The organism is Pedobacter folensis, assembly GCF_056490665.1.
This window is the reverse complement of record NZ_JBWJIF010000001.1, coordinates 1,913,435-1,936,548: the sequence shown is the minus strand read 5'-3', so window position 1 is coordinate 1,936,548 and position 23,114 is coordinate 1,913,435. Positions and strand designations below refer to the sequence as shown.

The following is a 23,114-nucleotide window of genomic DNA, read 5'->3' as shown; positions in this document are numbered from 1 at the left end:
AACCATGAAAAAATTTATATATATATCACTTTTCGCTTTTATCGTTTTAGGAAGCTGTAAAAAGTCGATAGATTTTGTTCCGCAGGATAAACTTTCTGCCGGTACTTTTTGGAAATCACAAAATGATGTGCAGCTGGCTTTAAACGGATGTTACGGTTATTTAGCCAATGCTTTTAATTATGCTTATGATGATGGAGCTGCCGATAATGCTTATTGTCAATATCCCTGGGAAAGTAATGCAACCCGGGTATCTGCCGGCAGCATTGATGCCACCTTAGATGCCGGGTATAATGGCCGCTACATTTATATACGCCGCTATAACTATTTTTTAGATAACATAGGTAAAGCGACAATGGATGAAACATTAAGAAAACGTTTCATTGCCGAAGCCAGGGTTTTAAGGGCTTTTACTTATTACGAACTCGCACATTATTTCGGACCGGTACCTTTGTTAAAAACAGCATACACCGATCCTGAAGAAACGGCCGTAGCACCAACGCCTGCTGCAACTGTCATTCAATTTGCTATTGATGAGATTAAAGCTGTTGCAGCCGATTTACCTGCCAGTTATGCCGGTGGCGCCCCAAATCAAACTGGCCGTATCACCAATGGCGCAGCCTGGGCTATCTTAACACGTATTCAATTAGAATATGGCAAATATGATGATGCTGTAGCAAGTGCCCAAAAGGTAATGGCAGCAGGTTATCAGCTTTTTAGAAAAACAGCTTTAACCGCTAACGATACAAAAGATGATTACGGTACACTGGTTACTTTTGCTGATGATGCTGCTAAACAAAAATTTTATAAAGGTTTGGCAAGTTATCAACAACAGTTCTGGACAGCTAATGAAGGTAATAAAGAAGCAATCCTCGTATCGCAGAATATTCAGGAAAATCAGAGTTATGCTCCTTACGGTAACGGATTGAGAACTTTACTGGCTACTCCAAATATGGGTGGTTGGGCTTCGATTACGCCTATTCAAGCTTTAGTAGATGCGTATTGGAAAGCTGATGGTACTGTTTTTACACCACCTACACCAGAGCAAAGGGCAATCGATTTTAACATTAATAAAACACCGTCAGCCAACTACATTAATGAGTTTAAAAACCGAGATACCCGACTGTATGCAAGTGTATTATTTCCTGGGGCTACCTGGAATGAATATAAAGATGGTTATGTCTTTACCTGGTCGGGCCCTGGTGGAGGTGAAAGCTATACAGGTTATACTTTTAAAAAATATTTAGATCCGCAGTCGTTGGTAAGTGGTTTAGAATTTGATGCCCCTCAGGATTATAGCATTATTAGGTACGCTGAAATACTATTGGCCTATGCTGAAGCTAAAAATGAAGTAAGTGGTCCGGATGCAACTATTTTTGCTGCTTTAGATGATGTACGCGATCGTGCAGGCATGCCACCAATAAATCAAACAGTTAACAACACCAAAGAAAAACTGAGAGAAGTTATCCGTAACGAACGCAGAATAGAATTGGCAGGAGAAGGACAACGGTATTTCGATATCAGACGCTGGAACATTGCAGCTGATGTAATGAAAACCCCTAAAGATATTGCTAATGTAATTGTTCAGGAGCGTAATTGGAACCCTAAATTTATGTTAATGCCTTACCCGCAAGCGGCTTTAGACAGAAATACAAATTTAAAAGCCCCGCAAACAGCTAAAGGTTACTAAAACAACACACATGAATAAATAAGAATGAATAGCGGCCAGTGCTTTACTGGCTGCTATTTTTTTGCCCTGATTTTTAATTTTGTTCAGTCGCTTATTAGCAATCAATATTTAATAAGATGAAGTATTTTGTCTTTTCAATTACTATAAAGATTGATGTTATGTTAAAAAAGTTTAATAAGTAGATAACTATGCTTAAATGTTTTCTCCGGTAATTATACATTTTTGAATAATTAATATAATACCCTACAATCATCCCAATATTCTATAAAAAATGACAATTAATACGACGGAGTGGCAAAATGACGATGAACTTTTTGAGGTAATAAAAACAGAACTTTATACTGCTGTTATTGGCGATATAATGGATAAGATGGGTTTGCTCCATCAGTTTTTGCCGCCACAGATACAACCTTTACATCCTGATATGTTTGTTGCTGGAAGAGCGATGACGGTGTTAGAGGCTGATGTTTTAGAGTGTGGGCAACATGAAAGCAGTAATCCCATTTTAAAAAAACCATTTGGTTTGATGCTCGAGGCACTCGATGACCTTAAAAAACATGAGGTATATATCTGTACAGGTTCTTCCCCTAATTATGCATTATGGGGCGAGCTGATGAGCACAAGGGCACAGATGTTAGGTGCAGCAGGAGCCGTAGTAGATGGTTATTCGAGGGATACCAGAGGGATATTACACCTAAGCTTCCCTTCATTTTCTTATGGCAATTATGCACAAGACCAGGCACCAAGAGGTAAAGTAATCGATTTCAGGGTGCCAATAGAAATTAAGGGTGTTTTAGTTAACCCGGGTGATCTGGTAATTGGCGATATAGATGGTGTTTGCATTGTTCCAAAACAGCATGAAGTGGAGGTGGTCACAAGAGCACTTGAAAAAGCCAGGGGCGAAAAAATGGTGCAGAAGAAAATCCTCGAGGGGATGAGCGCCAAAGAAGCCTTCGATAAATATGGTATTATGTAAAGAATAAATTCAAAAAAGATAAATCAAACACACAAATGAAACTATTTTATAGAATTTTTACAGTTTTACTGGCTTTAGCGGGTGCAGCACATGCACAAATTCAAAAAATCACCTATACCACAACCGATCAGCAGGTATTAAAACTTAACCGCATTTCACCTTCTGGCTCAAAACAGCCGGATAAGATCTCTTTGGACGGAACATGGCAGTTTTCGACCGATATCAACGCATTACCTGCCGACAAAAATATTCAGGTACCGGGCGAGTGGGTAATGCAGGGTTTTGAAGTAAAGAATGCGGTTTATGCCGGTTACAAAAAAAACTTCGACCTTCCGGAAAACTGGAAAAACAAACGCATTAAACTCCGTTTCGATGCCGTATACAGCGATGCCGAAATTTGGGTGAACGGTAAGAAAGCTGCATCACATTTAGGTGGTTTTACACCTTTCGAAATTGATATTAACAATGCCGTAAAATGGGGCGCCAGTAACGAAATCCTCGTAAAAGTAAAGTCCGAAAGCAAAGCCGACTCCCTGGCAAGTGCATCTACCTATGCAGTGCATCCTTTGGGAGGGATTTCGAGAAAGGCATATGTAATGGCCCTCGCGCCAATCAATTTTGCCTATGCGGATGTTAAAACCATTTTGGATAAAAACTATGAAAACGCCACGCTGAATACGGATCTGATTATTGCCAATGAACAGGATAGTAAAACCGGGAATCTTGTTATAAAAGCAGAACTTTTCAAAACGGATGGAACGACAAAAGTGACTGAAAAAACGGTTACTGTTGATAAAAGTATGGCTAAAGGCGAATATTTACAGCAGAATATCAGTTTTGATGTAGTTAAACCTGCCAAATGGGATCCGGAACATCCTAATTTATATCTTGTAAAATTCAGCATTTTACAAGATGGTAAAGCGGAAGATGTCATCACCAAAAGTATTGGCTTCCGCCAGATAGAGGTAAGAGGGAACCGGGTTTTTGTAAATAACATGCCCATTAAACTTCGGGGTATATGCCACCACGAAACCATGCCTTTACGTGGCCGTTCAGTTGGCGAAAACATGTGGGAAAAAGATGTGCAACTGTTTAGAGAAGGTAATGTAAATTATTTCCGTACCTCGCATTATCCGCCGGCAGAAGAACTGATTGATGCCTGCAACCGCCTGGGGATGTTTTTAGAAGTAGAAGCACCTTTTTGCTGGGCAGAAAATACTGCAGTACCAGCAGGAACAGAAATTTATCAAACCTTAATGGTCGATCAAACTTTAGATATGATTAACTATTTTAGGTCTAACCCGGCAGTACTCATCTGGTCGATGGGTAACGAGAGCGGTAAATACGCCGCCTATTTTAAAGAAACCGCTAAGTTGGCAAAATCGTTCGATCCAACACGCCCACGTAATTTCAGTCAGTATGGCCCCGATGCAGATGAAGGCGATCTGGAAATTACCAATCACCATTATCCGGGCCCAACAGGACCACAAACCTACAGAAATTATAAACGTCCGATTGTTTTTGATGAGTATGTGCACTTAAATGCCTATAACCGTTTAGAACTGGTAACCGATCCTGGGGTACGCGATGCATGGGGGATTGGTTTCGAAGCCATGTGGGAAAATATGTACCGCACCGATGCTGTTTTGGGCGGCGCAATATGGGCAGGTATTGATGATACCTTCTTTTTACCTAACGGAAAAACAGTTGGTTATGGCACCTGGGGGCCGCTTGATGGCTGGAGAAGACCAAAGCCTGAATATTGGCACATGAAAAAAATCTATTCGCCGGTAAAAATTAAACTGGCCAGCAACTGGAGCAATGGTAAAGTAGCCGTTGAACTGGAAAACAGATTACTTTTTAGCAACCTGAAAGAGTGTAAAATAGAATGGAGCGTAGCCAATGAGAGTGGATTAATTGAGGCCGATTTAAAACGAAATGGTAAAACCACAGCCAATGTTACCGTGAATAAAAAACCATTGCCAGGCGATAAAATGACGATTAAAGTTTACGATCCGCGTGGTGTACTCATTGATATTTACCAGTTTGCCATTGTACCAACAATTACCGATTTAACTTTGGTGCCCAAACCGGCTGGTCAGCCATGGACTTATACCCAAACCGGCAGCACTTTAACAGCTAAAAGCGGGAAGCTAAATGTTCAGCTTAACCTGGCTAAGGGCGATATAGAACAGGTAACCAACAACGGTGCAACGGTTTGGAATACCGGCGCGAGATTAATGGTTTTGCCATTAACAGGCGAGGGCAGGGGAACGCAGATGACAGGCGAAAGCCAGCAATTTGATCCTTTTACCGATGTATGCAAAAACAGGATTGTTAAAGATATTAAACTGGATAAAACGAAAAACGGATTTACGGTTCACGTAACAGATGTGTACAGCGAAGCCGGCGGAACCACGAGTTATACCTTTCTGGCTAATGGCAAAGTAAAAATCGATTATCAATATACCATCAAAAAAGAAGTTAACCCACGTCAATGGGGCCTTGTATTTGGAGTGCCAAACAGCTTTCAGGAGTTAGATTGGAACAGAAATCCACAGTGGGATTATTACCCGGCCGATCATATTGGCAGACCGATTGGTAAAGCACTGTTAAACTCTGCTAACCAGGTTTCAGGTCCGGCAGGTCCATCTAAATTACCAGCCACTGCGTGGAGCTTAGATCGAAATGATTTAGGTACCAACGATTTCAGGTCGACCAAAATGTATATCAATAAAGCAGCCTTAACTAACGGTACATCTTCTTTTAATGTAAACGCCAACGGCCAGCAGCATATCAGGGCCTGGAAAGATACACAAGGCATTAAAGCTTTGGTAGCTGGCTACAGCAATATGGGCGCCGAAAGATTTTTCAGAGGGCACGCAGAAAAAATGGATCGCCCATTAAAAGCAGGCGATATAATACAGGACAGTGTAACGCTTCAGTTGAAGTAATAAGTGGGTGTCGCCATTTCGATCGGATAATTGTCCTCGTTTGTAAGGAGGGTAAAAGAGAAACACATTTTTAATGTGTGTGCATTAAGATTCCCGCCTGTGCGGGAATGACTAATGACTCAGACTGACAACATGCCCATCTGCGAAGTTATTCGGGAAGATGAGCAAATTAAATTTTAATACAACAATCATGACCCTAAATAAAATTCACGGTTACCAAACAGGACGCAAATTATTGCTCACTTTTGCTTTGATAACCAGTACTGCTTTACAGCTATTGGCACAAAACAGTGGCATAGCCAGTACCCTTTCACCAATCCCATCCTCGTTGCTCAGCAGCAATAAACCTGTTATTTCTTTAAACGGCGATTGGAAATTTGAACAAAGCAACAAAAAAGGAAATATTAAAGTGCCAGGGGAGTGGGTAATGCAAGGTTATACGGTTAATACCGGAGAAACGGCTACTTACACCAAAACGTTTTCGATACCAAACAATTGGAAAGGCAATCGCATGAAGTTGCGTTTTGATGGGGTAAGTTCGCACGCAATAGTTAAAATCAATGGTAAAAAACTAGCCGAACATGAAGGTAGCTTTGTTCCCTTCGAAATTGATATTACCGATGCACTTAAAAATGGTGAAAATCTGCTTCAGGTTGATGTGCAGGCCAATACCATCAGCGATATTTTGGCTTGTACCTCGCAGTACGCTGTACATACCGTAGGGGGGATATTGCGTAATGTCACCTTGTTTGCCCTGCCAGAAGTTAATATCGCCGATTTTACAGTGGTAACAACACTCGATAAAAACCACAATAATGCGACACTTAACCTCAAAGCATTGGTCAACAATCAGGGGCAAAAGGCTTCAGCAGGACAGATCATTTACACTTTAGCAGCTGTTACCGGAAAAAGTATCGCTACGGTTAAAACTGCAGTACCGGCAGTATCTGGTCAAAAATCGACTTCCATTCAAACCGATATTTCGGTGAAAAATCCAATAAAATGGAATACCGATAAGCCATATCTATATACTTTAACCACAACGTTAATTATTGATGGAAAAACGATCCAAAGCCATCAACAAAAAATTGGATTCAGGCAGGTTGAGGTAAAGGGAAATCAGGTATTTGTAAATGGAATGCCCATTAAATTAAGAGGGGTTAACCGCCATTCGGTGCATCCACTTACCGGGCGTGCCATAAGCGACGATTTGGAATTGAAAGATGCCGAATTGTTTAAACAAGCCAATTGCAATTACATCCGTACTTCACATTACCCACCAAGCGAAAGGTTTTTAGCCATAGCCGATAGTATTGGCCTGTTTGTAGAAAACGAGAGTTCCTTAACATGGATTCAGCACGGTGCTTCGCCAATCTGGAAGTTATGGAATTATAAAGACGAAAAGTTTTATCCTTACATGCTCGCTGCGAATATTGAGAAAATGCAGGCTGGCAAAAACCATGCTTCGGTAATTATCTGGAGTTTAGGTAACGAAAGTTATTGGAGCCCGCTATGGGATAAAGTTTATCGCGAAGCTAAAAAATTAGACCCTACACGACCTATTTCTTTCCACGATCAATGCTGGGGTGGTTTCAATAATGGAGGCAATAAAGTTGATATCGCCAATTACCATTATCCAGGCATAAATGGGCCTAAAGCCACCGATACGATGAAAAGGCCAACTTTATTTGGCGAATATGCCCATTTAAGCACTTATAACCGCCGCGAATTATTAACCGATCCGGGTGTAAGGGCAAGTTATGGCCCATCATTGGTTAAAATGTACGATAGCATGTATGTACACAAAGGTAATCTAGGTGGTGCCATTTGGAGCGGTATTGATGATACTTTTCATTTACCCGATGGCAATATCGTAGGTTATGGCCCCTGGGGACCAATTGATGCCTGGCGCAGGCCAAAGCCTGAATATTGGGGCATGAAAAAAGCCTATGCACCTGTGGTCATCAAAAATGTGCTTCAGCCAATCATTAAAAATGGTAAATTGGTACTGGAAATAGAAAACCGTCATGATTTTATTTCGCTGAGTGATGTAGAAATTACTGCTCAGGTTGATGCTGTGCCTGTTAAGCTAAGCTCAGCAATCAAACCACATGGCGAAGGCCAATTAGAAATCCCTGTAAAAGAAGCAACAAAAGAAGTATATATCTCATTTAAAGACCCTTCGGGTAATGTGGTGAACGAAGAACTTATGGTTTTGAAACCGACTGAAGAAACGATAACTCACCACAAGCTGAGCTTATCGCTTACAGAAAATGAAATGGCCTATTTTGTAACACAAGGAGATGTAAATTATACCATAAACAAAATTACAGGTGTAATATCTGGTGCAACAAACAAAGGGATAAAAGTGTTAGAACAGGGGCCGGTATTTAGTGCCGTGGCGATGAACAGCGAAGATGGCGGCAAACCCAATGTAGCTGGCGAAACGTACCAGAATAACATCCACCCGATTAAAAATTATCCTTCGTACACCATTTTTGCAAATGCCATTAAGGTAGATCAAACGAACGATGCAATCACCTTTGCGATCAAAACCACCTATACCACCGGGGATGGTGATATAACCTATAGATTTTTTGCCAATGGCAACACTCAGGTAGACTACGAAGTGAAAACTACTTTAGAAAGGCCTTATCAATATGGGATGCTTTTTCAGTTACCCAAAACTTTCGACGAATTAAGCTGGAAACGCAAAGGCGAATTTACCGTTTATGCAGCAGAAGATATTGCCCGTAACAGCGGAACCGCGAAATTAAATGCTAAGTGGTTACCGGCTGTAGAAGAATTTGGAAAACCGGCAGCTAAACAATGGAAAGATGACAGCAATGAGATGGGATCGAACGATTTTAGGTCAACCAAACAGCATATACTCCAAACCCGGTTAAGCAATGGAAATAAGGAAATGGTGATTCAATCTAATGGTAAACAGGCATCAAGAAGCTGGTTACAAGATGAAAAAATACAATTGCTGGTTGCTGATTATTGGAATAACGGTTCTGAGCCTTTTTACGGCTCGCCATTTACCGATGGACGCATTAATATTAAAGGCAAAACATTAAAAGGAAGTGTAAATTTTAGGCTGCAATAAAAAAGAAACGTCATTGCGAGAAGGCTTTTTCAGCCGACAGCTTGTCCCGACCTTTCGGGGAAGCAATCTTTCTAGCAAGGATGGTTAGCATGAAAGATTGCTTTCCCGAACATTCGGGATTCCTCCTCGCAATGACGACCTTTTCTGGAATCTGTCAATGATAGCCTGTCGAAGGATTTGCAGTTTACTTAAGAAAACTCAATCTGACAGCTATTGGCTAAGTAAATAGAATAAATTAAAAGTTGGCGGTAATACCAACAAAACGAATATAAAAACAACAACAAAATGAAAATAACAGATGTAAAAGTATGGCTGGTTGAGGGCGTAAAATACAACTGGACCTTATTAAAAATATATACCGATACCGGACATACAGGAGTAGGCGAAGCTACAAACTGGCCAGGCAGTCCGATTGTTTTTGAAGCAACCAAACACGTAGGGCAACGTATTATTGGTTTAGATCCGATGAAAACTGATTTTATATGGACTAAACTGTACAGAGATTTAAACTGGATGGGCCCGTTTGGTGCCAGTATGTGTGCCATTAGCGGGATAGACATGGCATTGCTCGATTTAAAAGCAAAAGTATTGGGCGTACCCTGCTACGAACTTTTAGGTGGGGCTTTCAGGAAAGACATTTTACTTTATGCCAACTACTGGTTTACAGGTGGCGGTCATAATACAGCAGATTATGCTGCACAGGCCAAAAAAGTTAAAGAAGCGGGTTTTACAGGCTTAAAATTCGACCCGTTTGCACACACCAATTATTTGTATGGGGAAGATTTATCATCAAATCTCCAGCTTACGGCTCCTCAACAGGATCTGGCATTTAATGTAAGTAAGGCCGTTCGCGATGCTGTTGGACCCGAATTTGACATCATGATTGAAACGCACGCCATGTTAAATTACCGTGTGGCGGTAACGATGGCACAAAGGCTTTCAGAATTAAATATTACCTGGTATGAAGAGCCTGCAGGACCAGAAAATGCCAATACCTTGAAGGCCATGAGGGATCGGATTCCTTCGAATGTTTCCATCTGCGTAGGCGAGCGCCACTATACCCGTCACGGTATCCGCGATGTATTGGAAAAACATATCTGCGATATTATGATGCCTGATATTACCCGTTGCGGTGGGCCTTCAGAAATGAAACGCATGGCGACCATGATGGAAGCCTATAATGTGCTCCTGGCGCCACATAATCCAAACGGGCCACTGTCTACATTGGCTTCGGCACAGGTTTGCGCTTCGGTGCCGAACTTTTTCAGACAAGAATTTATGTTTAACGATGTGCCCTGGCGTGATGAAGTGATTTCGCATCCGATTGCTGATATGGTACAAAACGGGCATTTGAAACTGAGCGACAGGCCAGGTTTAGGTGTCGATTTAATTGAAGAAGAAATGGAAAAACACCCCGGCATTTTAACGCCAAGGGCTGGTTTCTACGTTTAAATATGAATATAACCGATCAGGTTTAACGCCTGGTAGGTTTTTAAATAGATTTTATGGCACTAACAATAGATTTAAAGGGGAAAATAGCTTTGGTAACGGGTGTTACTTCGGGTATTGGTTTGGGGATTGCCAAAATGATGGCCAAAGCGGGTTGCACCGTTATAGGCTGCGCAGAACAAAGTGAAACGAGTGATGTTGCGCAACGGTTTTTAGCAGAAATGGAGTCTTTTGATGCACATACCGACTATTTTAAAGCCGATATGGTGGTAACCGAAGACATTGATGGGCTTGTTTCAGATATCACCAATGATTATGGACGATTGGATATTTTAGTGTCTAATGCCGGACAGAATGTATTTACGGGATTAGAAAACAGTACCGAAAAAGACTGGCAGTTTAATTTAGACCTAAACCTTTCAGCACATTGGCGCCTGGCCAAACGTTGCAAATCGTTGTTAAACACAAATAATGGGGTAATTATTGTAATGGCTTCTAACCATGCCTTTGCCAGTATCCCCGGCTGTGCACCCTATAACATTGCCAAAACCGCCTTAACGGGCTTGGTTAGGAGTTTGGCCATAGAATGGGGGCCTGGTATTAGAACGATTGGTATTGCGCCAGGTTTTATCGATACGCCCGGTAATCAGCAATGGTTTAATTCATTTATTCAGCCTGAAGAAGAGAGGCAGCGTACGGTAAACCTTCATCCGGTAAAAAAACTAGGTACGGTAGAAGAAATCGGAGGCTGGTGTGTGTTTTTATCCAGCGAATATGCCGGTTTTGCATCGGGGACTACTTATTTAATTGATGGAGGCCGAAGTGCAATGATGCAGGATAGCTAAGGTGATGATGGAAGGATGGGAGATGGATGATGGGAGATGGAAAATGTGGATTTGGGATTTGAGACAAAAGCGATACTAAGATGGGGGTAATTTTTTAACAATACGATGGATATTTGGAAGCCAGATGTGCTTTATAAAGCAGATTTAATTTTAGGAGAAGGTGCCCGCTGGCATGCTGAATGGCAAAAATTCTTGTTTATCGACATCAAAGGCAAACTAATTGGTACCTGTAATCCGGCAAATGGTAAAGTAGTTACCCAAAAAATATCGGCAATGCCTGGTATGCTGGCGCCTGCCGAAAATGATCAGCTATTAGTGGCTTTACAGGGTAAAATTGTGTTATTCAATTTAGCAACCGGTAAAACGATAAACCTGGCGAAATTTAAAGAGGATAGCGAAAACCGGAGTAACGATGGCGCTTGCGATGCATTAGGCAGGCTTTGGGTGGGGACAATGAATATTAATGCCAAACATGGTGCAGGTAATCTTTACTGCTACAACGGAAAATTAGTTAAGAAAATTCAAGGCACAAGTGTATCTAATGGCATTTGTTGGTCGCAGGATAACCGCACCCTCTATTACATCGATAGTTTTCTTTACCACATTAAAGCCTTCGATTATGATCTGGATACCGGAAATATCAGCAACGAAAGAATTGTAGTAGAAATAACCGAACCCAATACCGTGGCCGACGGGATGTGTATTGATAGTGAAGGCATGCTTTGGGTGGCCATATGGGGAGGTGCTTGTGTAAACAGGTATAATCCACTCACCGGGGCCTGTATAGGAAAGATTGAAATCAATGCACCAAACGTAACAAGCTGCGCATTTGGGGGTAAATTGATGAACCAAATGTTAATTACCACCGCAAAAGATGGATTAAGCGCCGACGAATTAAAAAAATACCCACACAGTGGCTCGCTCTTTATGGTAAAATTAAAGGTAACGGGATTGCCAACCGCTCCTTACAAACAACAATAATTACTGGCTTGTGCCATAATACAAATACTACTAACCAAATAATAATCTATGAAACTAGAACTTATCGACTACCTGATTATTGCCATTTATTTTATTTTGGTAATGGGCATTGGTTTGGTGCTGAAAAAGAAAATAAAAACAGGAAATGATTTTTTACTGAGCTCGCATAATATTCCGTTATGGATTACTTGTTTAGCTTTTATATCGGCAAACCTAGGCGCACAGGAGGTCTTGGGCATGGCTGCCAATGGCGCAAAATATGGCTTATATACCATGCATTTTTATTGGTTGGGTGCTGCTTTAGCCATGATTTTTTTAGGCGTATACATGATGCCCTTTTACTACGGTAGTAAGGCCCGAAGTGTACCTGAATATTTAAAATTACGTTTCGACGAAAAAACCAGGACTTTTAACGCACTTACTTTTGCTGCAATGACTGTTTTTTCATCTGGTGTTTCCCTGTATGCACTGGCCATGCTAATGAAAGTTATTTTAGGCTGGGATTTTGATTTGTCCATATGGCTTGCCGCTGGTGTGGTATTGATTTATACTTTCTCCGGAGGTTTAACAGGCGCCATATATAACGAAGTATTGCAGTTCTTTTTAATCATTATCGGGATAGCGCCTTTGGTTTATATCGGCTTAGATAAGGCCGGAGGAATTGATGGTATTTTACAACATGTTGATGATGCGAAGCTTCACGTTTGGAAGGGTTTAGATAGTCCGGCAAACAACCCGATGGGCGTAGATGCCTTTAGTATGGTTTTTGGTTTGGGTTTTGTATTGGCATTTGGCTATTGGTGTACCGATTTTTTGGTGGTACAAAGGGCAATGGCTACCCAAAATCTTAACGAGGCACAACGCACACCCGTTTTGGCTGCTTTTCCTAAAATTTTAATGCCGGCCATCGTGATTCTTCCTGGAATCATTTTATTGGCCTTACAGGGGCAGTATAGCGGCTTCGAACTGCCTGTTAATGTTAATGGAGATAAGGATTATAATATGGTACTGCCTTTATTGTTGCAGAAACTTTATCCGAGTGGTTTACTTGGTTTAGGCATAACCGCATTAATTGCTTCATTTATGAGTGGTATGGCGGGCAATGTTACCGCTTTTAACACGGTATTTACTTATGATATCTACCAAACCCATATTAAGAAAAAAGCTTCCGATTTGCATTATTTAATGGTTGGCAAGGCCACTACTGTTGCCGGTATTTTAATTTCTATCGCTACAGCTTATGTGGCCCGTGGCTTTAACAGTATAATGGATTTATTGCAACTGGTATTTAGTTTTGTAAATGCACCCCTGTTTGCTACTTTCTTTTTGGGCATGTTCTGGAAACGGACCACTGGTCATGGAGCCTTCTGGGGTTTACTTTTAGGTACAGGCGCTGCGGCCATTACACATGGTTTATCAGTGGCCGAAGGCAAAGGTGGCTGGCTGGTTCATTTGTTCGATTTTTATTCGGCAACAGGGCAGGCCTTTACCATCGCTTCAATCTCCTTTATGGTGTGTCTGGTATTTACCATCGTAATCAGTTTGTTCACAAAAGCCAAAGACGAAAACGAACTGGTTGGACTGGTTTACAGCTTAACACCGAAACAAGATTTAAAGAGCAAAACCTGGTATACCAATCCGCTTTATTTAGGGCTTATCGTTTTGATCATTACAGTAGCCTTTAATATTATCTTTTTTTAGGATACACTTCTGGATTAAAAAAAGCTGATGGAAACATCAGCTTTTTTTTTGTTATTCCTGTGTCGTTTTGTAGCAACCCTTAGTCCTGGAAAATAAGGAAATTTAAGAAGTACCGCTATTTTTTAAGCATATCAGTAATAGAAGATCCGTAAAAATCAATAAGGCGCCAAAATGCATCAGGTAATTCTATTTTGAGCAGTGGCCATTGTACCTAAACGTGATTGAACGGAAATACTTTTTGCTGCAGAGGTTTTATCATTTGATGCTAATTCGATGCAAAAAGATTGCAGTGAAAGCAGGGCGGCAAACCGCCAGGAAAGGATGTCCCGGCCTTTCCAAAAACCCATGTTTCAAATAAAGCAATCAACTGTTTCAAAAAGTTTAATCAGCTATAAAAAACAAAGGGCAATTTTCATATCGAAAATTACCCTTTGAGTGTGTTAATTTATAATTGGCTAACGTTTAAAAGTATCCTTTTTCTGAACTGTAAAATTATCTATAGCATCTTTTTGAGGTTTATAAGTTGTCTGATAATATAGATCTGTACCTGTTTTATAATCGTTAATCCGGGTTAATACCGATGAAGGATCTGTAACCTGCATGGTTTTAGGCAGGCCGTTTACATCAGTATACTCAACAGTGGTATAAATGGCTGTAGGATCTATGCCTTGCCAATCTATGGTTAAAATTTTACTGGTCGCATCGTATTTTGTCGTGGCTGGATTAAAAACACGGTTTACAATTGCTGAAGCATAATTTTCGCCAAATACAGTACCATTGATGTAAATGGGTATAGACATGTTTCCTTTATTATCAAAAGTTCTGACTTCGAAATTAATGCCCCCTTCTGTTAAGTTATCAATAATTAACTTAACCTCGTCTACACCACTGCTGCGAACGATCGTTTTTTCGACCATGTTTTGTTTTCCATTCCAAAATACCTGGTATTTCACAATTTTAGGATCTGAAGTAAACTGACCGTATACCATCACCCGTTTGTTGCCCGCGAGAACTTTTGCAGAATCTAAAATGCCAGGGTAAGATATTTCTTTGTCTCCTTGAAATTGCCCCCTGTAATCGTCTATTTTTGAGCAGGCACTAAAGGCGAAAAATCCCATTAATGCAAAAGACATCCATATATTTATTTTCATCTGAGTAAATTTAAATCGTCGTTATTATTTTAATTTTTACTGCCATAAACCTCTATTTGAGTGCCCATAATGGCATAGGTGTTTTCCCAGTTGCGTGTAGACTTAATTCTTAAATACCTAAAGGCAGGTAAGCCAGGTTCGAACTCTGTTGGCCATCCCGCCAATGCATAGGCCAGATCTTCTGCCGTTTCGGTGCCCGATGGCAGGCCGGAAGGTTTTACTACCGATTGGGTAGCCAGTTTGGTCCAGCCGGTATAACTTCCATCTGCCGGCGGATTATTGGTTGCCCAGATTTCAAAATCGCGAAGATTTGCCCTAACGTAATATTTGTTGCCCGATTCAGTACGTGGGAAAAATATAAATCTACTTAGGGCCCTGGTTACGCCTAAATCGATGGTAATGGTTTGTGGTGTAGTAACCCCTTCCAGCGTAAATGCCCTTGGCCATGTTGCCGTTGCATAACTGCCATCCCAAAAATAACTTAAAAAAGTGCCATAAGCCATGGTTGCATCTCCTGGCAGGTTATATGCTGCGAACTTTGATTTTTCTAACATGCCTTCGCTATAAGGCGTTATATTTTTATACAAAGTATCGGTATGATTGCCAAAACGGTCCATGACTACAAAACCAAAATTTGTGGCTACAGACTCTTGGCCTCTAAGTGTACTATTTCCTGACAGCGTTTGGGTATAAATTTTATCCAATGCTTTAATACTGCCATTATCTGCTTTTATGATCGGGGCAATAATAACAGCAGCCCTGTTGGGATTGGTGAATTTTAAATTTGGTCCGCCAAAACCTGCAATGATATTTAAACTCTCATAAACAAGTTGAATGGCCGATTTTAGTGGTTTAATTTTTACGATAACAGGATCAGACATCACCTCGCTCTTCGTCACGGCGTATAATGTGATCTGCTGTTCATTTGTTGAGTTATAGCCATCAATTAATAGCTGGCTGGTATAGTAAGAACTTACCACCTCCCTTTTTACACCCGGGCGTATTTCATATACCGCTTTAATGTAAGAAAGCCCTTCATTAGGGGGTAGGGTATAGGTTAACAAAGCACCACCGCTTTTATTTTCTACGGTGACATTTGATACCGTTCCCGGCTTTTCAGCACTATTTTCGATAGGACCGTTAAGTATATCATTTTTACAGCCAAAGGTTGTAAGAACCACAAGCAGCAATATGATGCCGGATTGTAGTATTTTTAAGTTTTTTTCCATTTTGCCTAAAATTTACCAACCCGGGTTTTGAACCAGGTTTTCGTTTATTAATAAATTATTCTCTCTTATTGGCCATAAGTAATCTCTAGGGGCTACAAAACGTTGTATATATCGGGTTATAATTCTGTAATAAAGTGTTGGATCGGCCTGATCTTTATCCCAGCCTTGTACGTTGCCATTAAGTTCGGTACCTGCTGTTTTCCATCTTCTTAAATCCCAGAATCGGCTGCCTTCCAGCGCCAATTCAATCCCTCTTTCCTGGCGAATAATGCTGCGTAAGCCTTCTTTGCTTTGGTATTTGCCTGGGTTATTGGAAAAGTCTGTCCATGATTTTTGAACTGTAGGTAAACCAGAACGTTCCCGTACCTTATTCAGGTAATCGTAAACCAGGTTACTTGGGCCTGAAAATTCATTGAGTGATTCTGCATATAAAAGATAGAGATCAGCTAAACGAAACATTGGCCATGGATACCTTTCTGTACTGGTCGAGTTGTTTGCTGCCCAGGTAAATTTCCAGCTCACCAATTTTTTAGCATAGTAACCCGTTGGCGGTTGTGGCGTCCCGTTACCTGCCCCGCCTAAACGTACCTGCAAACTAAATGTTCCTTCATCGCTACGGGTTAAGCTACCTTCCTGATACCATATTCCGCCATCAAAACCCAGTGAAGCATAAAAACGGTTTTCCCTGTCGAAATTAAGCCTCGATGAGGTATAACCTATTAGGTTGTTAAAACGTTCTTTGTTAACGCCGGCTCTTAGTTCTGATCGGTTACTGAAATTAAGGGTTTTATCTTCATTGGTCGGCACCCCATTCGTACTATAAAACAGATCAGCCAGTTTTAGCGTGGCGCCTACATCGGCAATAGCACCATTGCTTGCTCCATATCTGCCGTCAAAGTGACCCACCGTTATATATTGTAAATTACTGGTTGCGGTATTTGGATTCCCCCAGATCAATTCCGAGTTTTGCCATTTTTGACTCACTGCATTTCGCAGGTTCATCTGTTTAATAGTGGTATCGCTTAATTTAAATATAGAAGTAGGAAATTTGTACAATTGTATACCTACGCCTTCGCATGAAGTGATGGCAGCTTTACAAGCCAAAGCTGCCCTTTCCCATTTTTTTGGATCGTAGGTCGTGCTCACGAGTTGTACACCTTGTTTATCTTTAAATGTATTGTAATCCGTATTGCCATTAAATAAAGGACTGGCTGCCAATACCAGAACACGTGCTTTCATACTCAGGGCAATCGGTCTGGTTACCCTTCCCAATTCATTGTTGGTGTTTTGAATGACATCTGGCAGGTTTGCAATGGCTAAATCAAGGTGTTTTACAATAAAGTTTACTACGCTATCAACCGGCATACGCCTTACTTTAGTGTTTTCTATCGGCCCGTCTACAGGTGCGTTCTCTTCGATAGTAGGAATCGGACCATAGGCACGTAATAAGATAAAATGGTAATAAGCTTTTAAAAATTCACCTTCAGCAATCCATCTATTCCTTTCGTCTATACCTATATCGGGTACTTTGCTCATGTCTTTCATGTTTTCTATAAAAACATTGCAATCCCTTATGGCCAGGAACATTCCTCCATCCCAATAATTAAAAAATGGTGCCACTACCGTCTGGTTACCACGTGGTATATTCGTGGCAATATCAGTAGATCTGCTTGGTAGGGGAACACACATTTCATCGCCACCTAAAAATGCTGGATTTGAAGCAGTACTTCCATCATCTGGTATGTACGAATAACAGGTAAAGAGGTACTTCTCTGCTTCGGTACGCAGGGCAAAGGCATTTTCTATTTTGGGTAAGTTATCTGGTACCACATCTAAAAAACCTTTTTTACAGCCCATCACCAGTAATATGATACAGGCTATTATGGCGGGCGTTATTTTATATAAATTATTCTTTTGAGTCTTCATCTTGATCAAATAAAATTGTTAATCTGGTTAAATTCCAACCTTTATGCCCAGGTTATATACCCTTTGCAAAGGATACCCCAAACCATTACCGGCCATTTCAACTTCCCACAGTTTAAAGCTGCTTACGGCAAATAAGTTTAGGCCGCTCATGTATATCCTGGCACTGCCTAAGCCGATTTTTTTAGCCAGTTTTTCACTAAAATTATAGCCCAGTTCAACCTGTTTTAAGCGTAAAAAATCGCCCCTTCTTAACCACCAGGATGATGCCACCGCATTGTTGGCCACTACTTCGCTGCTTAGTCTTGGCCAAAAGGCATATGCATTTCTATTGTCTTCACTCCAGTGGTCTTGTGCAATAATATCCAGCAAACCAGATTGGGTACCACCAAACGTTACAAAAGGTGCTATCCCTTCTACATTTCCCGTACCTGCGCTACGACTTGAGCTTGGATTGATGAAAAATGAAGAACGGGTTGATCCCTGAAAGAAAAAGCTAAAATCGAACTGTTTGATACCGAAAGAACCGCCAAAACCATAAATAATTTCCGGATCTTTAGGCAGGCCGATAGGTACAATATCCAAAGAACTGATAATCCCATCGCCGTTGATGTCGCGGTATTTAATATCACCAGCACCATAAATACCAAAGTTTTGGCGTGGTGAGTTTCTCACTTCTGTTTCATCGGTAAATAAGCGCTCGGCTACTAAGCCATATAGCTGCCCTGCCGATTTTCCCACTCTACTTAAATGTTTCAGATTGTCAGGATAATTAGGTTCTTCATTAAATAATACTTTGCTTGCGGCGTATGTAAACGTAGAATAGATTTTAGCCCAATAGTTTTTGTTGAAATTTTTGTAGTAATTGAATGAAAAATCGACCCCCTGGCTGCTGGCTTCTCCAATGTTTGCAAAAGTACCGGCCTGCAAACCTGAAGTTGAGGGTACATTACTCCTGAATAATAAAATGCTAGAAGTGTTTTTCTTATAAGCTTCGATAACGAAATTGAAATCGTTAAATAAACTTAATTCTAAGCCTAAATTATATTGCTTTGTTTTTTCGAAAGTAATATTTGGATTTGCGTAACGGCTGGTTGAAATACCTGCTCTGCTATAACCATAATTCTCTCCAAATGTAGCTCCCCTTTGAAAGCTATTTAAATCTACCTCTGATAAATAAAAGAAACGATCGGCATCTGATCCGATTTGATCATTACCGCTTAAACCATAACTGCCCCGAAGTTTTAAATTCGTAATCACTTTGCTTAAAGGCTCCATGAATTTTTCTTTCGTAACGATCCATGCTCCACTGATTGACGGGAAAAACCCGTAACGTTTATCCGGTGAAAAACGTTCTGATCCATTGTAACCAAAACTAAAATCTACCAGGTATTTATCTTTATAAGCATAGTTCGCCTGGCCTAAAAAGTTTAAATTACGTTTTGGTAATGATAATTGTAAGGTGTTGGCATTGCCATTAACGGTAGAACGGACGGTGGTAATAAATCTTCCTCCAACTGAATGATTTTCGCTAAAGGTGCGTAAATAGTTAATTACCGCTTCACCATAAATAACTGTACTTACGTTTTTTGCTGATGGCGAATAGGTGAGGTACTCTGTTGGAGGGATTCCGATCTGGAGTGTTGATGAACCCGGCGTAGGTTCGTTAAGAGAGGTTAGGAGGGTTTGTCCACCAACCTGTCTTGCCTGATAATAGAAAGGACTGTACTGCCTAACCAAAGTAAAATCGGCATCACGCTGTGTAAAAGCCATGGCGCGGGCACTTAAACCTTTTGTAATACCATCCAAATTTTGGTTTATCGTGATTTGGGGTACCAGCTGTGCCCTGTTGTATTCCTGAAACCCTTTTACTGATTCGGCAAATGGATTGGTATACAGTTGATTATTGGAGTTAGGCAATAAGGCACTGCCAAATAGGGGATGTTGTGCATAAGGTAAAAAACTTTGCGGATACAAAGCAGGGAAAGCTACCGGATTGCTTTGAGAAGCCAAAGTGAAAATCCGCGATCCACCGCCAACCGGCGAAGTATTGTTATCAAATGTACCACGCACGCTGATGAGCGCTTTGGTGGTTTTGGTAAAGTTGATGGTGATGTTTGACAATAAGGAATAAGAAAGTGCCTTTACATTGGTGTTAAAATTGTTTAACCCGGCTTCCCTCAGTAAACCATTATTCTCATCGTAAGTTAAACTTACATAATAAACTGCTTTCTCGTTACCGCCACTTACATCTAAATTTGCTGCCAAATTTCTGGTGTTATTTTTTGTCAGAATATTAACCCAGTCGTTACTTGGATACAGCAAGGGATCCATACCTGCAGCTGTATTATCGATTTTATTAGGTGAGTATGGTGGATTCACACCGCCCTGGTTTTGAAAATCACGGGTGGTTACGGCCTCATTTGCCAAACGCATGTAGGTAATATTATCAGCCAGTTTAAAATTTTGCGTATTGGTTGATAACCTGTTTTCTACCCTTGCATTGATTTTGGTAACGCCCTGGGCGCCCAATTTAGTGGTTAGTAACATTACCCCATTCGATCCTCTTGAACCATATAATGCAGTAGCTGCCGCATCTTTCAGTACTGAAAAATTATCAATATTATCAGGGTTAATACGGGCCAGATCGGTAGGTGTACTTTCAATACCATCAATATAAATTAACGGATCTTGCTTTCCGGTTCCAAAAGTACCCACACCCCTTACAAAAAAGTTGGCATTATCTTGTCCGGGTTCACCGGTACGCTGGTAGGCAATAACTCCCGGAACACGTCCTGCTAAAGTAGTGGTAAGGTTACTGGTTGGGCCTTTTAGGTCTTTCGCGCTAATGGTGGTTACCGAACCGGTTAATGAGCTTTTTTTCTGCGTTCCGAAAGCTACAACGGCCACTTCCTGCAGTTCATTCTGCGCGTCATCTTTTAAAACAATGTTGATCGCTTTCGGATCGTTTGCGGCTACTTCGATTGTGGTGTAACCAACAAAGCTAAATCTTAGCCTTGCACCCGCAGGTTTGGGGATTTGAATCGTAAACCGGCCATCATTGTCGGTAGTAGTACCCACATTCTGCCCGATTACCCCCACGCTAACACCGGCGAGGGGTTGTTGTTCTGCATTTCGTACTGTTCCTTTTACAACGGTTTTTTCTTGCGAAAAGGCTGCTGCAGATAGAAATAGCATGAAATAAAATAGGAAAATTTTCTTCATACAGTTTATATAGTTTTTGGTTAAAAAAACAGCTGATTGCTGAGACACAGTCTATGTCTCATGTAATCAAATGTTTACTAATACTAAAAGTACGCGCAGCATTATTCCTTTTGTAAAACTATATTTGGAAAAACTTAAATTTTTTTACCTTAAATAACTTAATTTCCTTATTTATCATTAATTTAGTTTACTTAATTAAGGTTTTTGTAAAATATTATGAGGTCTGAACTTATCAATGTTAACCACGCAGGTAACAAATCTGTCCATATAAAACATATCGACAATAACCGGCTGATTTCATCTTTCCACTTTCATGATATGTGTGAATTGGTATGGATTGAACGAAGCCATGGTAAACGCATTGTTGGCGATCATATTGGGAATTTCGAAGATGACGACCTGGTACTGATGGGACCAAACCTTCCGCACATCTGGCAGAACGATAAAAGTTACGAGGACAGAGATGATAAGCTGGTAAAATCTACCGTTATTTATTTTAGCATTGATTTTTTTTCGATGTTAACCGACGATCAGGCTGTTTTAATGCTGGTAGAAGATCTGGTTTCGAGGGCATCAAGAGGTTTAGCCTTCGAAAAAGAAACCAGTAATAAAATAAGGGAGATTTTACTCGGGATTGAAAATAATGATGGTTTCGAAAATATAGTTTCTGTTGTAGAAATCATCAAAATATTAGCCAGGGCAAAAGATTTTAAGTATTTATCTAGTCTCACATTTAAAAACCAATATGATGAGAAAGATAATAACCGGATTAATAAGGTGTATCAGTTTTTAATGAAAAACTTTCATAACGACATACATCTGAATGAGGTAGCCGAATTGTGTAACATGACACCCAATTCATTTTGCCGCTTTTTTAAAATGCGGGCACAAAAATCGCTTACCCAGTTTATCAATGAAATACGAATTGGGCACGCCTGCAAATTACTCCAATCAGAAGATTATTCCATTGCGGATGTTTGTTATGCCAGTGGATTTAATAATCCAACCAACTTCAATAAATTTTTTAAGGCCATTAAAGGCATGAAACCATCAGAATATAGGAATAGGTTGAATAATTAAATGGTTCATTAGTTCATTGGTCATTAGTTCACTGGTCATTGGTTCATTGGTCATTAGTTCATTGGTTCACTGGTTCATTCGTTGATTGGTTATTAGGCCAATGGTGCAGTTCAAGCCTATCGGTTAATCAACCCTAAACCCTAAACTAACTGTTAACTGTTTATTGCCAACTGTTAACCGCCAACTGTACTCCGGACTAAATTCTACTTCACCCGCACATTTTCTCCCGCCAGCCGAATCGTTTCACTAATTCTTGTTGCTCTTGTTTCTGTTCTTTTGGCTTCTGATATCCATTTTAGTATGGCTTTCTTTGAAGAACGGGGGAATTTCTCCCAATGTGTTTGTGCTGGTTTGTTGGATTCAAATTCTTTTTTTAGATCATCGGGTACAATTAGATTTTCCACATCATTCAGGGCATCCCACATGCCATTGGCTTTAGCGGTTTCTATAGATTGTAATCCTGCATCGCTCATCAGTCCCTGGTCTATTAAGTGTAAAGCTTTATTCTTATTAATCGCGCTCCAGTTACTTTTAGGTTTCCTTTTAGAGAAAAATTGGTAACGGCTTTCTTCATCCCTTTTTACCGTTAAGCTATCAATCCAGCCATAACAAAGGGCCTCATCAACGGCGTTGCTATGGGGCAGGCTATTTGCCGATGCATCTTTTTTATAGATGATTAACCAAACAGATACTTCCTTTTCATGGTTCTCGGCCAGCCATTGGCGCCAATCGGCCTGCGTTTTGGCATAAAAAGCTTTAACGCCGTTTTTTATTTCTTCCATAAAATATAGTGCCTTTTTTTTG

The 23,114-nt window shown here is 40.5% G+C and carries 14 protein-coding genes; 9 read left to right on the top strand and 5 right to left on the bottom strand.

Translation table 11 applies throughout. The annotated features are described in order from the left end of the window. Window positions 1-4 precede the first annotated feature (4 nt). From AC04QZ_RS07565 to AC04QZ_RS07530, 8 genes are all read left to right on the top strand, one after another. On the top strand, window positions 5-1,687 hold the full coding sequence (locus tag AC04QZ_RS07565) for a RagB/SusD family nutrient uptake outer membrane protein (RefSeq protein WP_478357249.1): 1,683 nt from the start codon (window positions 5-7) through the stop codon (window positions 1,685-1,687). Window positions 1,688-1,958: 271 nt separating this feature from the next. After that, the gene (locus AC04QZ_RS07560; protein WP_478357248.1) at window positions 1,959-2,663 is read left to right on the top strand and encodes an RraA family protein; all 705 of its coding nucleotides are present in this window, start codon (window positions 1,959-1,961) and stop codon (window positions 2,661-2,663) included. 35 nt (window positions 2,664-2,698) lie between these two features. Next, window positions 2,699-5,617 (top strand): glycoside hydrolase family 2 TIM barrel-domain containing protein, encoded by a 2,919-nt coding sequence (locus tag AC04QZ_RS07555; RefSeq protein ID WP_478357247.1) that lies wholly within the window; start codon window positions 2,699-2,701, stop codon window positions 5,615-5,617. Window positions 5,618-5,807: 190 nt separating this feature from the next. Further along, window positions 5,808-8,726, top strand: a complete 2,919-nt coding sequence (locus tag AC04QZ_RS07550) for a glycoside hydrolase family 2 TIM barrel-domain containing protein (RefSeq protein WP_478357246.1) — start codon at window positions 5,808-5,810, stop codon at window positions 8,724-8,726. A 285-nt stretch (window positions 8,727-9,011) separates the two neighbouring features. After that, window positions 9,012-10,178 carry a mandelate racemase/muconate lactonizing enzyme family protein gene (locus tag AC04QZ_RS07545; protein ID WP_086547193.1) on the top strand — a complete coding sequence of 389 codons (1,167 nt, stop codon included), beginning with the start codon at window positions 9,012-9,014 and terminating at the stop codon, window positions 10,176-10,178. 53 nt (window positions 10,179-10,231) lie between these two features. Continuing rightward, window positions 10,232-11,020 carry an SDR family NAD(P)-dependent oxidoreductase gene (locus tag AC04QZ_RS07540; RefSeq protein WP_478357245.1) on the top strand — a complete coding sequence of 263 codons (789 nt, stop codon included), beginning with the start codon at window positions 10,232-10,234 and terminating at the stop codon, window positions 11,018-11,020. 105 nt (window positions 11,021-11,125) lie between these two features. Beyond that, window positions 11,126-12,001, top strand: coding sequence for an SMP-30/gluconolactonase/LRE family protein (locus tag AC04QZ_RS07535; protein WP_478357244.1), 876 nt, complete (start codon window positions 11,126-11,128; stop codon window positions 11,999-12,001). 48 nt (window positions 12,002-12,049) lie between these two features. Continuing rightward, entirely contained in the window at window positions 12,050-13,702 is a 1,653-nt protein-coding gene (locus AC04QZ_RS07530) for a sodium:solute symporter family protein (RefSeq protein WP_478357242.1), read from the top strand. Window positions 13,703-14,157: 455 nt separating this feature from the next. Here the strand turns inward: AC04QZ_RS07530 and AC04QZ_RS07525 are convergent, their stop codons facing one another. From AC04QZ_RS07525 to AC04QZ_RS07510, 4 genes are read right to left on the bottom strand one after another with little or no spacing between them, the layout of a single operon-like run. Then, on the bottom strand, window positions 14,158-14,853 hold the full coding sequence (locus tag AC04QZ_RS07525; RefSeq protein ID WP_086547190.1) for a DUF4998 domain-containing protein: 696 nt from the start codon (window positions 14,851-14,853) through the stop codon (window positions 14,158-14,160). A 29-nt stretch (window positions 14,854-14,882) separates the two neighbouring features. Further along, on the bottom strand, window positions 14,883-16,082 hold the full coding sequence (locus tag AC04QZ_RS07520) for a DUF5000 domain-containing lipoprotein (protein ID WP_478357241.1): 1,200 nt from the start codon (window positions 16,080-16,082) through the stop codon (window positions 14,883-14,885). A 12-nt stretch (window positions 16,083-16,094) separates the two neighbouring features. Next, window positions 16,095-18,008: a RagB/SusD family nutrient uptake outer membrane protein gene (locus AC04QZ_RS07515; protein WP_478357240.1), complete on the bottom strand. Its 1,914-nt coding sequence runs from the start codon at window positions 18,006-18,008 to the stop codon at window positions 16,095-16,097. Between the two features lie 27 nt (window positions 18,009-18,035). Beyond that, a complete protein-coding gene (locus AC04QZ_RS07510) occupies window positions 18,036-21,230 on the bottom strand; it encodes a SusC/RagA family TonB-linked outer membrane protein (RefSeq protein ID WP_478357239.1) in 3,195 nt (1,064 codons plus the stop codon). 216 nt (window positions 21,231-21,446) lie between these two features. On the opposite strand from AC04QZ_RS07510, the gene AC04QZ_RS07505 reads away from it, so the two are divergent. Next, complete coding sequence (locus AC04QZ_RS07505) at window positions 21,447-22,310, top strand: AraC family transcriptional regulator (RefSeq protein WP_086547187.1); 864 nt, start codon at window positions 21,447-21,449, stop codon at window positions 22,308-22,310. Between the two features lie 203 nt (window positions 22,311-22,513). Here AC04QZ_RS07505 and AC04QZ_RS07500 read toward each other — a convergent pair whose 3' ends face one another. Then, window positions 22,514-23,092 (bottom strand): YdeI/OmpD-associated family protein, encoded by a 579-nt coding sequence (locus AC04QZ_RS07500; RefSeq protein ID WP_478357238.1) that lies wholly within the window; start codon window positions 23,090-23,092, stop codon window positions 22,514-22,516. Between the last annotated feature and the right edge of the window lie 22 nt (window positions 23,093-23,114).

What these genes read in the sequence shown, in the direction of transcription:
- AC04QZ_RS07565 (WP_478357249.1), top strand. Translation starts at nt 5, where the DNA reads ATGAAAAAATTTATATATATATCACTTTTCGCTTTTATCGTTTTAGGA.
- AC04QZ_RS07560 (WP_478357248.1), top strand. Translation starts at nt 1,959, where the DNA reads ATGACAATTAATACGACGGAGTGGCAAAATGACGATGAACTTTTTGAG.
- AC04QZ_RS07555 (WP_478357247.1), top strand. Translation starts at nt 2,699, where the DNA reads ATGAAACTATTTTATAGAATTTTTACAGTTTTACTGGCTTTAGCGGGT.
- AC04QZ_RS07550 (WP_478357246.1), top strand. Translation starts at nt 5,808, where the DNA reads ATGACCCTAAATAAAATTCACGGTTACCAAACAGGACGCAAATTATTG.
- AC04QZ_RS07545 (WP_086547193.1), top strand. Translation starts at nt 9,012, where the DNA reads ATGAAAATAACAGATGTAAAAGTATGGCTGGTTGAGGGCGTAAAATAC.
- AC04QZ_RS07540 (WP_478357245.1), top strand. Translation starts at nt 10,232, where the DNA reads ATGGCACTAACAATAGATTTAAAGGGGAAAATAGCTTTGGTAACGGGT.
- AC04QZ_RS07535 (WP_478357244.1), top strand. Translation starts at nt 11,126, where the DNA reads ATGGATATTTGGAAGCCAGATGTGCTTTATAAAGCAGATTTAATTTTA.
- AC04QZ_RS07530 (WP_478357242.1), top strand. Translation starts at nt 12,050, where the DNA reads ATGAAACTAGAACTTATCGACTACCTGATTATTGCCATTTATTTTATT.
- AC04QZ_RS07525 (WP_086547190.1), bottom strand. Translation starts at nt 14,853, where the DNA reads ATGAAAATAAATATATGGATGTCTTTTGCATTAATGGGATTTTTCGCC.
- AC04QZ_RS07520 (WP_478357241.1), bottom strand. Translation starts at nt 16,082, where the DNA reads ATGGAAAAAAACTTAAAAATACTACAATCCGGCATCATATTGCTGCTT.
- AC04QZ_RS07515 (WP_478357240.1), bottom strand. Translation starts at nt 18,008, where the DNA reads ATGAAGACTCAAAAGAATAATTTATATAAAATAACGCCCGCCATAATA.
- AC04QZ_RS07510 (WP_478357239.1), bottom strand. Translation starts at nt 21,230, where the DNA reads ATGAAGAAAATTTTCCTATTTTATTTCATGCTATTTCTATCTGCAGCA.
- AC04QZ_RS07505 (WP_086547187.1), top strand. Translation starts at nt 21,447, where the DNA reads ATGAGGTCTGAACTTATCAATGTTAACCACGCAGGTAACAAATCTGTC.
- AC04QZ_RS07500 (WP_478357238.1), bottom strand. Translation starts at nt 23,092, where the DNA reads ATGGAAGAAATAAAAAACGGCGTTAAAGCTTTTTATGCCAAAACGCAG.